Annotated in this window: 15 protein-coding genes and 1 tRNA gene; 7 read left to right on the top strand and 9 right to left on the bottom strand. The window is 38.3% G+C overall.

Features of this window, described 5'->3' with window-relative positions; genetic code table 11:
* Positions 1-168: 168 nt before the first annotated feature.
* Entirely contained in the window at positions 169-1644 is a 1476-nt protein-coding gene (locus J2Z69_RS01600) for an aminotransferase class I/II-fold pyridoxal phosphate-dependent enzyme (RefSeq protein ID WP_209858556.1), read from the top strand.
* Positions 1645-1691: 47 nt separating this feature from the next.
* On the opposite strand, the gene J2Z69_RS01595 is transcribed toward J2Z69_RS01600, so the two are convergent.
* Together J2Z69_RS01595 and J2Z69_RS01590 are read right to left on the bottom strand one after the other, a co-directional pair.
* Complete coding sequence (locus tag J2Z69_RS01595; protein WP_209858554.1) at positions 1692-2003, bottom strand: DUF1292 domain-containing protein; 312 nt, start codon at positions 2001-2003, stop codon at positions 1692-1694.
* A 105-nt stretch (positions 2004-2108) separates the two neighbouring features.
* Entirely contained in the window at positions 2109-2660 is a 552-nt protein-coding gene (locus J2Z69_RS01590; protein ID WP_209858552.1) for a copper amine oxidase, read from the bottom strand.
* A 168-nt stretch (positions 2661-2828) separates the two neighbouring features.
* Between J2Z69_RS01590 and J2Z69_RS01585 the strand changes: the two genes are divergently transcribed.
* A complete protein-coding gene (locus J2Z69_RS01585; protein ID WP_209858550.1) occupies positions 2829-3563 on the top strand; it encodes an MBL fold metallo-hydrolase in 735 nt (244 codons plus the stop codon).
* Positions 3564-3632: 69 nt separating this feature from the next.
* Here the strand turns inward: J2Z69_RS01585 and J2Z69_RS01580 are convergent, their stop codons facing one another.
* From J2Z69_RS01580 to J2Z69_RS01570, 3 genes are all read right to left on the bottom strand, one after another.
* Positions 3633-3872 (bottom strand): DUF3892 domain-containing protein, encoded by a 240-nt coding sequence (locus J2Z69_RS01580; RefSeq protein ID WP_209858548.1) that lies wholly within the window; start codon positions 3870-3872, stop codon positions 3633-3635.
* Between the two features lie 106 nt (positions 3873-3978).
* Positions 3979-4422: a GNAT family N-acetyltransferase gene (locus tag J2Z69_RS01575; RefSeq protein ID WP_209858546.1), complete on the bottom strand. Its 444-nt coding sequence runs from the start codon at positions 4420-4422 to the stop codon at positions 3979-3981.
* A 98-nt stretch (positions 4423-4520) separates the two neighbouring features.
* Positions 4521-4739: a hypothetical protein gene (locus J2Z69_RS01570; RefSeq protein WP_209858544.1), complete on the bottom strand. Its 219-nt coding sequence runs from the start codon at positions 4737-4739 to the stop codon at positions 4521-4523.
* A 286-nt stretch (positions 4740-5025) separates the two neighbouring features.
* On the opposite strand from J2Z69_RS01570, the gene J2Z69_RS01565 reads away from it, so the two are divergent.
* Positions 5026-5283: a hypothetical protein gene (locus J2Z69_RS01565; RefSeq protein WP_209858542.1), complete on the top strand. Its 258-nt coding sequence runs from the start codon at positions 5026-5028 to the stop codon at positions 5281-5283.
* Between the two features lie 1478 nt (positions 5284-6761).
* Positions 6762-7223 (top strand): hypothetical protein, encoded by a 462-nt coding sequence (locus tag J2Z69_RS01560; protein ID WP_209858540.1) that lies wholly within the window; start codon positions 6762-6764, stop codon positions 7221-7223.
* A 313-nt stretch (positions 7224-7536) separates the two neighbouring features.
* On the opposite strand, the gene J2Z69_RS01555 is transcribed toward J2Z69_RS01560, so the two are convergent.
* From J2Z69_RS01555 to J2Z69_RS01545, 3 genes are all read right to left on the bottom strand, one after another.
* Entirely contained in the window at positions 7537-7686 is a 150-nt protein-coding gene (locus tag J2Z69_RS01555) for a stalk domain-containing protein (RefSeq protein WP_209858539.1), read from the bottom strand.
* A gap of 864 nt (positions 7687-8550) precedes the next feature.
* A tRNA-Val gene (locus J2Z69_RS01550) sits at positions 8551-8622 on the bottom strand.
* A gap of 111 nt (positions 8623-8733) precedes the next feature.
* Positions 8734-8895: a hypothetical protein gene (locus J2Z69_RS01545; protein ID WP_209858538.1), complete on the bottom strand. Its 162-nt coding sequence runs from the start codon at positions 8893-8895 to the stop codon at positions 8734-8736.
* 139 nt (positions 8896-9034) lie between these two features.
* On the opposite strand from J2Z69_RS01545, the gene J2Z69_RS01540 reads away from it, so the two are divergent.
* The 3 genes from J2Z69_RS01540 to J2Z69_RS01530 all read left to right on the top strand — a co-directional run bounded on the left by J2Z69_RS01540 (position 9035) and on the right by J2Z69_RS01530 (position 11575).
* Complete coding sequence (locus J2Z69_RS01540; protein ID WP_245338912.1) at positions 9035-9982, top strand: alpha/beta hydrolase; 948 nt, start codon at positions 9035-9037, stop codon at positions 9980-9982.
* Between the two features lie 27 nt (positions 9983-10009).
* A complete protein-coding gene (locus J2Z69_RS01535; RefSeq protein WP_209858537.1) occupies positions 10010-10402 on the top strand; it encodes an SET domain-containing protein in 393 nt (130 codons plus the stop codon).
* A gap of 156 nt (positions 10403-10558) precedes the next feature.
* A complete protein-coding gene (locus tag J2Z69_RS01530) occupies positions 10559-11575 on the top strand; it encodes a S66 family peptidase (protein ID WP_209858536.1) in 1017 nt (338 codons plus the stop codon).
* Positions 11576-11676: 101 nt separating this feature from the next.
* Here J2Z69_RS01530 and J2Z69_RS01525 read toward each other — a convergent pair whose 3' ends face one another.
* Positions 11677-11928, bottom strand: coding sequence for a hypothetical protein (locus tag J2Z69_RS01525; protein WP_209858535.1), 252 nt, complete (start codon positions 11926-11928; stop codon positions 11677-11679).
* Positions 11929-12008: the final 80 nt, after the last annotated feature.

The following is a 12008-nucleotide window of genomic DNA, read 5'->3' as shown; positions in this document are numbered from 1 at the left end:
CTCCTCATTCGTATATATCCAGAGATTCTTCTATAAAAGCAATCTAAAAACACTCTAAAGTATGTTCATCGTCGCAGACTTTGTCGATTGTATGCTTGCATTCCCCTCTCGATTTGCTATACTCAACCTTGTTTATATATTACACAAGAAAGGCTGTGACGGCACAACATGGATCATAACCGTACGCCGCTTTTTACGGCTCTTAAGCAACATGCGGCAAACAATCCGGTTCAGTTCCATATTCCTGGGCATAAAAAGGGAGTAGGATCCGACCAAGAATTTCGAGAATTTATAGGCGATAACGCATTATCCATAGATCTCATTAATATCGCACCCCTCGATGATTTACATCAACCTACCGGAGTTATTGAAGAAGCACAAAAACTTGCTGCGGATGCGTTTGGCGCAGATTACACCTATTTCTCTGTTCAAGGGACAAGCGGTGCCATTATGACTATGATTATGTCTATTTGTTCGCCCGGTGACAAAATTATCGTTCCCCGCAACATTCACAAATCTGTTATGTCCGCTATCATTTTTGCCGGGGCCAAACCTGTATTTGTATCCCCAGCTCAGGACGAGAATCTTGGGATAGATCACGGGATTACAACATCGTCAGTGCATCGGGCCTTGAAGCGGCATCCTGATGCCAAAGCCGTTCTTGTTATTAATCCTACTTATTTCGGAGTTAGTGCTCATCTTGAAGAGATCGTAGAACTTGCCCATAGCTTCCATGTTCCTGTCCTTGTAGATGAAGCACATGGCGTGCACATTCATTTCCATGATGAACTCCCCATCTCTGCGATGGAAGCCGGTGCGGATATGGCTGCAACCAGCGTGCATAAGCTTGGTGGATCGATGACCCAAAGTTCTGTGCTGAACTTAAATGTAAAAAATGGTTACGTCAATCCTCAACGTGTACAGACTATTATTAGTATGCTGACAACCACGTCAACATCATACATTTTACTGGCATCTCTAGATACAGCACGTCGTAATCTAGCCTTAAATGGTAAGCAGATGATCAAAGAGACTCTGGAGCTTGCTCATTATGCAAGAGAAGTCATTAACACCATAGACGGACTTTATTGCTTCGGCAAAGAAATTCTTGGAACAGAGGCTACCTATGCTCATGATCCTACGAAACTTACCATTCATGTGCGCCATTTAGGCATTACAGGTTACGAAACGGAAAATTGGTTACGCGAACATTACAATATTGAAGTTGAACTAAGTGATATGTACAACATTCTCTGCTTTATTACCCCAGGGGATAGCCGGGAAACCGTAGATATCCTTCTTACCGCACTTCGTGAACTTGCAGCTAAGTATTATATTGAGAACAATGCTAATGAACTTGTAGTCAAAACACCGGAACTGCCTCAGCTTTCGCTTATTCCACGCGATGCATTCTATGCAGATACCGAAGTTATTCCATTCAAAGAATCGGCTGGACGGATCATTGCAGAGTTCATTTATGTATATCCACCAGGTATCCCTATCCTTCTGCCCGGTGAAGTTATCTCCCAAGAGAATATTAACTATATTGTAGATCACGTGGAAGTTGGACTTCCTGTAAAAGGGCCTGAGGATCGCTATATTAATCAGGTTAAAGTTATCGTAGAAGCAGATGCCATATTCTAGAAAACAAAAAGGCTCCCCTAGGGGAGCCTTTTTTGTTTTGATCTATCTTAAGATTCTTCGTGTTGTGCCACAAGTTCATTGTAAGCTTCTTCCACTTGTGCCCATTCTTCTTCGTCTTCGATATTGTAGAGCACCATTTGCTCGTCTTCTTCTTCCAGACGAAGAATGATACCATCAGCTTCAGGATTGTTACGCTCAAGTAAAAGAGCATAGACTTTCTCATTGACGTCAAAAGTTTCAACAAGAACCATTTCTACGTCTTTACCATTCTCATCGGTCAAAGTTAGCACAAACTCTTCGTGTTCGTGATCATGGTCATGGCCGCATGTGTCGTCATGTTCATGTTTGTGATCGCTCATGTAAGATACCTCACTTCGGATTGATTTATAGAAAAACTGTCATATACCCTCGTATCGTATCATTTTAGCTCATATAGGTCAATTTGGAGACTACCTTAACAAACCCTAATCTTGAGTGGAAACGACCTTTTCGGATACGAGAACGTAATCTGCGTTTTTCCCTTGCTTCATATAGAAACCAATCGAGTATTTACCTGAGGTCTTGAATTCATACGTGTAATCATTCGTAATGAACCAGAAATTATCCTTCTGATTCGTAATATCCTGGGATTGTATCGATTTGATTGATCCATCTGGTGCTTTGATAGCCACTTTAACCGATGAGATGTCGGCTTTGAGACTATCGATTTGACAGAAGACTTTGAATTTCAACTTACCTGTATTTACAATGCCAAATGGCGTGTCACCTTTGAACAAAAACATACTAACATTAGGCAGATTATAGGTCACTTTTTTGCTAGAATCATCATAATTGATTAATCCATTCAGCTCTCGGACTGGAACATAGGTCTTACCGTCAATCATTACGCCGCCATCCTCAACTTCTTTTCCGTTCAAAATTAGCCTAACCTTTTGCATGGCTCCATCCGCAAACATCATCGTCCCGCCTAAGAGGGAAAATGTAAGAACCAACACAGCAACTTTTTTCCATTTCATTTTCGTAAATTCCCTCCCACTTCATCATGTTGTTATATATGTATACTTCTATTTTTCGAGCAAGTTGCGGTAGATTTCCATGAAAATTATTAAAATGTAAGTTTTGGATTTGCATCTTGGACATGGTACATTAAAAGAAAAATTCGCTTTCATAACAGGAGGTTCATAGTGACACTGACTCTACAAATGCTGGGCACAGGCAGTGCTTTTGCAAAAACGTATTTTAACAACAATGCCCTTCTCCATCAAGGCGACTTTACTCTAATGATTGACTGTGGAATTACCGCACCTCTTGCTTTACATCAGCTAGGCTATGCATGGGAGGATATCGATGCAGTCCTCATTACCCATCTTCATGCCGATCATGTGGGTGGGCTTGAAGAATTTGCTTTCCAGATGAAGTATCGATATCATCGTAAACCTGTGCTGTATATTGCCGAACCTCTTGCTACCCCCCTCTGGGAGCATACGCTTAGCGGCGGTCTATCCCAAGATGAGATCCGTGTGTTAGATGATGCTTTTGAGGTAAGGAAGATTACAGAGGGAACAATCGTTACTCTTACGGAAAATTTGGATGTCGAGTTGATTCAGACTCCACACATTGAAGGCAAGCTCAGCTATTCACTATATATAAATGGTGGCATTTTCTATAGTGCAGATCTTAGATTTCAACCTGATCTTCTTCATAAGCTTGTGAATGAACGCTCTTGCCACACAATACTGCATGAAGTTCAGCTTACAGGAGAAGGATTTGTACACACTACGCTGAATGAATTACTTACTCTGCCTGTTGCCTTGCAGCAACAGATTTCTCTTATGCATTATGGGGATGAGAAAGAAGACTTTGTCGGTAAAACAGGCCCTATGCAGTTCTTGCAGCAGCATCAACTGTATGAGCTATAAAGCCTACAGTAAAGAGAGGCCATCTCCAAATGGCCCCTCTTTTTCTATATTAATTATATCGAATTCAACCTATTCAAAAGAAGGTAATGCATCCAAATTGTTGCTTGGATCGCCATCTGCATCGCCCCGCAAGTAAGTCTCTCCATCTTTGCCTTTAAAGGCATTTACGCCTGCAATTGATCCAGCCTGAACTTCCTGAAGGGCCTCTTGATAAGATAACGTTCGTCCAGCAGATGTTTTGAACGCGTGCAGGTCCCCGTCTCCATCTTTCTGTACGGCAACAAACGTTTCTCTTGCTGAATTCGCCATGGTCTCACAGCTCCTTTTGAGTTTGCCTGATGCTCATCCTCTGTAAGGATATGAGCTCAACTATAGCATGCCCATTAAGCTGCAATGTCATGAGGCCGTCTTACAATTACAATTTTTTCTCCATTCGTACATGGAGAATCCCTGCGTCGTAGAATGGCTCTTTGGAGATCACTTCGTATCCAAGCTTACGGTAAAATTCCTCAGCTTGACACTGACCATCCAGTACCGCTTTTTCAAACCCCAATTCTCTTGCCGTCTGCTCTAAAGCTAGCATAAGCACACGCCCTGTTCCCTTGGAGCGATAAGCACTACGTACGGCTACTCGTTGAACTTTTGCCGCATTATCCTTGTAATATGTAATTCGGCCAGTTGCCGCTGGCAAACCTTCTACTTCGAGCAAGATGTGATTGACATCCGGACTAATGACATCAAATTGATCTACTTCTTCTTCTAATGGAACATTCTGTTCTCCTACAAAAACTTCTTTGCGAATCTCCAGACATTGCTCCAATTGCTCTGCCGTCTGCACTAGTATAATTGTTGCTGCCACTGTAGTTCCCCCTCTATTCATGTTACATCCTCGGCTGCAATAGTATACAAAAAAATGAGGGGTTCGTATACCTTATCTGCATAGAGATTCACAATGTTTTATTGATCTGTCCCGTACACATCTTCCTGAACGGACGGTGTGTCATAAACGTCTTCATTAACAGGTAGGTCAAATGAAGTCATTGGTGCGGGGGACAACATGACCTCTTGTTTTTGCAACGTCTCTGGGGATTGTGTAAGCCCACATCCGGATATCAACAAAATACAACTTACTCCTATTGAAATCTGAGCGATATATCGTGGATTCAACTTTCTCAAAGTCATTCACCTCCGGTTAAGATCATCAATGAACCGTTTTCTAATTTTGTCCAAAGAAATATTAATTATACAAAAGACCTTACTCTGCTAAGCGAAAAATAAGGTCTCATTCCTATTGTTACTTTCAATTACTTGTTAAAGTAATATCGCCTTCATAGTCTTGTTGTTCAAATAGTAGGTTGGCATCACCACGATGATAGACTAGGGTTGTATTTTCGATACTGTCCCGTACGTTTTTCGATCAATTGGCATCTACTATAGGAATCCTAGAAAAGAGGTGATTTCCATGGCTCGCATTAAGGCTACTCGTCAACCGGACCTGGTATTGATTCAATGGACACGCAATCCTTTGATTGCTGGCTCTTCACGTAGAATTACTGCTGCACGATTAATTGGCAATTCCTCACCTTGTCAATTTGATCTCAAACCGAAGGCCTTGCTTAGCACAGCGTTAGCCTGTCTACAAGACAACGACGTTGGCTTTCGGATTGTGTATAGAAAAAGAACTTCTGCGATTAGTGGATATTTGTTGTTACAGCGGTAGAGAGGTAGGAGGAGGCTTATAGAAGTCTTCTCCTCTTATTCATTTTAATACTGGATACCTATATCGGATATCCAACATGAAACAATATTATATCCTTTAAATGAAAAAGACCACTTTGGCTATTCGGCCTTTGTGTTTCATATCTTTTAATTTGTTTTTTACATGCGGTAATATCTTCTATAGATTTAATAGAAATTTTATCAGAATGAATACTATGTAAAATATTACAATTATCTCTTATAATGACTTGCTTATCGTTTTCGTAAACTCTAATACCTTCTATAGTTTGATTACCGTTTACCTCATAATTAACTTGAACATAGTCAATATCATAATTTGCTAAACTTTTCCCAAGGTTACCCGGCTCAAAAATGGTATGTAAAATTATTATGCAGAAAACTAGAGAGAATAAAGCAATTAAAAATGTGCTATATATCACCGCATTAATTTTCTTTTTAATTATATAAATAGATTAAGTAAAAGATTTTCAAAAATAACTGAATACTTTACTCTATTAAAAAAATAATCGTAACTTATATACTGAATATTGTTTGGAATTTCTTCTCCACTTAAATATCTTATGCTTAATTCAATTAAACTTTGAAATTTGGATTGATAAAGCATTAGATAAGGAACATAAGGTCCATACTTTATTAAGAATAAGGAAGAGCAAATAATTATTACTAAAAACATAAAAAATAAAATTATCAAGTTTGATATCCTTTTTTGTTTATTTTTTAAATGTATCATCACCCAAGTAAGTAGCGCGAGAATAATGAAAGGAACTAAACATATAAATAATAGAAAAAAATAAATTAAAGAATAGCTATAAACAAGAGCACCAGAAATTTATGGGATTATTATATACAGTTATTAAAGATAGAATCTCATTTTTAGCTTTACTTTGCAGAACTATAAAACCAACCATATACATTAATTTTGCTGTAAGTAGGCCTATTGACAAATTGAAGCCTAATCTAATGTAGAAAGGTACCTTTAAATAAAATATTAATAACTTTGAAAACGGTATGTAGTTACGTTTATCTTCAAGAAATACAATTAATCTTTCAATTTAACCTTTGTATAAATTTAATATAACCATGAAAAACCATCCATTCATTCATTCATTCATTCATTCAAAAGTTTAAGCCTTAATACTATAATAAACTAAATATTGGAATTATATTAGTGCATATTACTATAAATATATCCTGAATAATCCAACAAATCATTCCTACCAACTGAAATCAGTAGGGCTTATTATTATCCCTTCTATTACGCTTCTCTTGATCAAAGACAGCTTAACCAACCCTGTAGCTAAACCCTCTATTCCTGACAACGTTTTATAAGCGAAATATTTTTGGGAATTTAATTAATATTTTAATAATTATTTACATTTTAGTAGTTTACTTACATCATACGCTGTGATAGCTTTATATAAGCTGGCCAGCTAATTAATCTATTGGAGGTAACGAGAGATGAAGAAAAAAATTTCTATTGTGACTCTACTTACTGCAATACTGTTATCTTTAGCTGCTGGATCTGCTTCTGCTCAATATGGATATGGTGATACCTTTGAAAGTCCAATGGAGATTTGGAATCCATACACATCTAGTACGAATACCGTAATCCTTCCCATTGACAGTCCAAATGATAATGATTGGTATGTTGTTAATAATGCAAGTGGTTCTAAATACATTAATTTTTCTGTTGCTGTAACTCCTCCATCTGGCATCGATCTTACTTTACAATTAGTAAGAACTGATTCGAATAATAATATAACAGGCACCAGTTATATTAATTATAATGGTAAGGGAGAAGTTGAAGCTGTTGGCACAGATGTTCAAGCTGGTAAAAAAGTGTATATCCGAGTGATTTCTACTGGTAGAGATGATTATGATCCTAACAGACCTTACACATTGCAATTCACTAAATTTTAAAATTATAACAAGCCCCATCTTAACACAGGTGGGGCTTGTTACAATTAATTATTCTTGTTATCCCATACCTCTTGCTAAACGCTAGCACGAACAACTCCGTCAATCCTCCTGACCAAAGTCTGTGGATCAAATCTAGATAGTAAAAGGTCTGCCGCAGCACCAACCCCTAATCCAATAAATAAGTCAATTACAGGTAATGCATTTTTAGGAACATTGACAGTCTGCTTTAATAATTTGGACCTCAGCCAACTCGGAAACGAAGGACAATTTATCTATTAAATTGGTGTTTTTTACTTATTTACCTTCTTTGTGATTAAGCGGTTTTTGTTTTGCTATCCCATTCAACACTTGCTCCCAGCGTATCGGCAACAGCCTGTAGAGGTACATAGGTTACTCCTGCCTTTTTTCCTAGTAGACCATCTGCAATGATTTTACCGTCTACCTTTACGCTCACCTTGTCCATGTTTTCATCATCTTTTTCAACTTTTGGAACATCAAGCACTTTATCCGTATAATAGCCTTTTTACTTAAATTCTAAATTTGGCTTACACTAGCTTCCCGATTTCTTTTGTCATATCTCATCTCAACCCCTACTTTCCTAAAGACATATTGGCTACCATTAAACCGATTGTAATTCCAAGTACATATTTAAGTAGTTCAAGTCCTATCTTCCGTTCAGCACCGCTATCTTGCCTACTTGTTGAAACAATGAAAATATTTTATTATCGATCTCCATTTTTATTGTGGACTCTTTAATTTGTTTGATGTCTCTTCATGTCGTAGGTCGTTTTTTTCCAGAAGCTTGATTTTAGTAGAAGTAGCTCTATTTTCTGTTGCAATTCTTGCGGATATCTTCAATCCGCTCTATAGGCATTTATCTATCAGAGAGCAAAATAGAGCAAAATAAAAAGCACCCCATGTAATGAGTGCTTAATTTCTTTTAATATTGATAAAAATCTAATTCATATGATTTAGATGATACAAATCCTACTGTATCTACAACGGTATACACTGTAACTCCAGGCGGTAAACAAAAATTAAATAATGATTGAACCCCAGGTTGTCAAAAATCCGAATAAAAAATACTTGTTAAAGGTGTTCCGTCATTATAATTTATCTGCAAACTCAGTCTATAGGAATTTTGACCATCAGCTCCAGTTACTATATGTGTAGTTATCTTTTTTGCTGTTCCAGATGTATTTTTCCACGTAGACCAATCTTTATAATTAGAGGATTGCATGAACAAAGTATAAAAATAATTACCACTTTTTGTGATTATTGACTTAAAAAAAGCAAAAACCCCTTGATAATCAAGGGGTTTTCAGTATAGGACGGATGGGGATCGAACCCATGACCCCTACCCTGTCAAGGTAGTGCTCTCCCGCTGAGCTACCGTCCTGCAACGAATTTCATTCTACCATCGTGAAACATATTTAGCAACAAAAAAAAGGAGAATTCACATCCATTCTCCTTTTTTTTCCTTTTACCTTGTAGGTTCTAGAAATAGATTCTAATTAGAGAAAGACACTAAAATATCATTGGTGAAATACAAATAATCATTTGCATAACTTGAATGCTCATATACCCACATGTCTGCCGATCCCCAACTGTAGTAATCTTTATAATGTTGATCATAATCACCCCAAGCCAGATAGACCATATCGGTATTCATTCCAATTTTTTCATCTAAATAGATGCAATTTCTTTACATGATTATACCAAATAGTACTCTGTCTTGAGCATTTCACATAGGTACGATACACTACAGGGAATGAGTATGAATACATAAGACAGAATCGGGAGGCATACGTTTGAACAAAAAATGGATGATTATCTTATCCAGTATTGCATTATTATTTATTGTTATAATCGTAGGAGCTACGTTTTATTTCTATGGGGTAGCCATTGCAAGGGCAGATAAAGGCTTTTTGGACGACAATCCAGATCTTAAAGTGGACCCCGCCTTGCAGACCTCAGAACAGGAACGTATGGCATGGTGGAACACCCAACCTTTTGAAGACTGGATACTGACTTCGGGGGATGGTTTGAAGCTGCATGCTTATTTTTTGAAATCCAAATCTTCTTCCGCCAAAACGGTCATTCTAGCTCATGGGTACGCTGGTAAACCCGAACAAATGGGCGATCTTGCTCAAATGTACAGTGAAGATCTTGGGTATAACGTTCTCATCCCTGACGCCAGAGGACATGGAAAAAGCGAAGGTAACTATATAGGTTTTGGGTGGCCGGAGCGTAAAGATTATGTACAATGGATCCATCAGGTCCTTACAACCTTAGGTAACGAACAACAAATTGTTCTACATGGAGTCTCTATGGGTGGTGCAACTGTCATGATGACTAGTGGCGAAGACCTCCCTTCTAATGTAAAAGCTATTGTAGAGGATTGTGGCTATACCTCAGCAGAAGATGAACTGAAGTATCAACTCAAACGGATGTATCATTTACCTACGTTCCCACTCGTACAAACCACAAGTCTGATGACCCAAATTAGGGCTGGCTATTCCTTTGCCGAGGCTTCAGCCTTAGAACAAGTGAAGAAATCAAAAACACCAATGCTATTCATTCACGGGGATGCCGACTTATTTGTACCCTCTGAAATGGTCTATGAACTCTATAAAATTGGTCCCGAACCCAAGAAGCTTTATATTGCTAAGGGAGCTGGACATGGATTAGCACGTAAAGTAGATCCCACCGCTTATGATGCAGAAGTTACAAATTTCATCGCACACTATGTAAAATAATCGTTATTCGTGAAAGGTGACAGACAAATGATCGAAGTGAAAATTTCTAATCTTAGCAATGGAGAATTCAACCGAGGCGTATTTGCCACACAGGATATTGCGAAAGGGACCTTGATCCATGAAGCTCCCGTAGTTCCTTATGAGAATGAAGATCACGAGCATATAGAGAAAACTATTCTTGCGGATTATGTGTTCCAGTATGGGGCGAATCACACAGCCATTCTGCTTGGGTACGGAAGCTTGTTCAATCATTCCTATACGCCTAATGCTACTTATGATATTAGTTTTGAGAAGCACACCTTTGATTTCTATGCTTACACTGATATTAAGGCTGGTGAAGAGATTCTTATTAACTATAATGGCGATGTCGATTGTGATGATATTCTGTGGTTCTTGGAGCAAGACGAAGATATTGAGTAAAGAAGGCTATTGCTCTTCTAAACAAGTTAACAAGATTACTTTACACTTTGTGGCATGCCCATTGCTCTATATGACATTCAATCATTTGGATGTCATTTTTTTATATCTAGAACCATGTATTGCTCTAACTAATCTGAATTAAGGAGTGTATACAAAATGAAATATCCATTATTAGAACCAGGAGCAACCATAGGGATAACTGCATCCTCCTCTGGCGTAAAGCCGGAATTGCATGATTTGCTACATCAAACCTCTAATCGTTTGAGGACACAAGGATTCAATGTGATTTACGGAGACACCGTTTGGAATCAACACAAGTCTACATCAGCGCCAGCCCTTGTGCGTGCATCTGAATTTAATGAAATGATGCTCGATGATGATATTAATATCATTATCCCACCTTGGGGCGGAGAACTATTAATTGAAATCTTAGAATATGTAGATTTTGAACATATCCCTATGAAATGGATTTTAGGTTATTCAGATATTAGCTTATTATTGTTAGCCATCACGTTAAAGACAGGCATTGCCACTGCCCATGGCACGAATGTTATGGATCTTAGGGGAGAATTTTCAGATCCTACAACTGCAATGTGGCTGCCTACATTATCTACAAGGACTGGCGAAGCAATCAGGCAACATTCCTCATTAAATTATCAAAAGGAGTGGAATTTTAATGATCCTTCACCATCTATATTCCATTTAACAGAACCGACCTTTTGGAAGATCATTTCGCAGGCCTCTGTGAACATACAAGGTCGTCTGCTTGGAGGGTGTATCGATGTTATCAGACATGTAATCGGTACCCCATATGGAGATGTCCAATATTTCCAGCAGACTTATATCCATAATGAACCCATTCTATGGTATTTGGAGAATTGCGAATTATCCACCACAGATTTGCGAAGAACGTTAGTTCAAATGAAATTAGCAGGTTGGTTTGAGCATTGTTCAGGAATTATGTTCGGTAGAAGCGAAGCAAATCAGCCGTTCGACGGCTACACGGTAGAGGACGTATACACTGAACTTTCAAATGAATTAAAGCTTCCTATTATCTATGATATAGACTGCGGTCATCTCCCTCCACAGAACACTCTCATTAACGGTGCATGGGCTGAGGTACACGTGGAAGCTGACGGCACAGCATCCGTAACGCAATATTTCAGACCTTAGTGAGCTTCTTCATCTAAAAGTAAATTTACTTCTTCACAGTATAGAATGAAGAGCCCCTCTCATCTTTTTAAAGAAAGGGGCTCTGTCTGCTACTATTAAAGTTAAATCAAAGCTAAAGCTAACAAGGAAAACAAACTAAGCGATAGAATTCCAGCACCGGCACCATAACCATACCCATATCCATATCCCGGATAAAATCCAGATGTCTGAACTGTTCTACCCTCTCCCCGTGTATCTAAATATACATTTTCACGGTCCACATTGGTAATTACACCTTCATAATGATTCCCATCCACGGTCATAATTCGAACTCTCTTATTCATACATCGCATGCAATTATAATAAGCCTCCATCTTCATCACTCCTCTCAACTAATGTATAGTATGAGGAATCCGTAGCTCTTGAAACGGCAAACATACCTATCTTTTCAAAA

It is taken from the genome of Paenibacillus shirakamiensis, assembly GCF_017874255.1.
In the GTDB taxonomy this organism is placed as follows: Bacteria; Bacillota; Bacilli; order Paenibacillales; family Paenibacillaceae; genus Fontibacillus; species Fontibacillus shirakamiensis.
Note: the sequence above shows the minus strand (reverse complement) of the source record. Positions and strands in the feature narration are given on the sequence as shown.

Excerpts from the sequence above, each read along its gene's own strand:
- J2Z69_RS01560 (WP_209858540.1), top strand. The coding sequence starts at position 6,762 with ATGAAGAAAAAAATTTCTATTGTGACTCTACTTACTGCAATACTGTTA.
- J2Z69_RS01600 (WP_209858556.1), top strand. The coding sequence starts at position 169 with ATGGATCATAACCGTACGCCGCTTTTTACGGCTCTTAAGCAACATGCG.
- J2Z69_RS01545 (WP_209858538.1), bottom strand. The coding sequence starts at position 8,895 with ATGAATACCGATATGGTCTATCTGGCTTGGGGTGATTATGATCAACAT.
- J2Z69_RS01595 (WP_209858554.1), bottom strand. The coding sequence starts at position 2,003 with ATGAGCGATCACAAACATGAACATGACGACACATGCGGCCATGACCAT.
- J2Z69_RS01580 (WP_209858548.1), bottom strand. The coding sequence starts at position 3,872 with ATGGCGAATTCAGCAAGAGAAACGTTTGTTGCCGTACAGAAAGATGGA.
- J2Z69_RS01535 (WP_209858537.1), top strand. The coding sequence starts at position 10,010 with ATGATCGAAGTGAAAATTTCTAATCTTAGCAATGGAGAATTCAACCGA.
- J2Z69_RS01525 (WP_209858535.1), bottom strand. The coding sequence starts at position 11,928 with ATGGAGGCTTATTATAATTGCATGCGATGTATGAATAAGAGAGTTCGA.
- J2Z69_RS01555 (WP_209858539.1), bottom strand. The coding sequence starts at position 7,686 with ATGGACAAGGTGAGCGTAAAGGTAGACGGTAAAATCATTGCAGATGGT.
- J2Z69_RS01590 (WP_209858552.1), bottom strand. The coding sequence starts at position 2,660 with ATGAAATGGAAAAAAGTTGCTGTGTTGGTTCTTACATTTTCCCTCTTA.
- J2Z69_RS01565 (WP_209858542.1), top strand. The coding sequence starts at position 5,026 with ATGGCTCGCATTAAGGCTACTCGTCAACCGGACCTGGTATTGATTCAA.
- J2Z69_RS01530 (WP_209858536.1), top strand. The coding sequence starts at position 10,559 with ATGAAATATCCATTATTAGAACCAGGAGCAACCATAGGGATAACTGCA.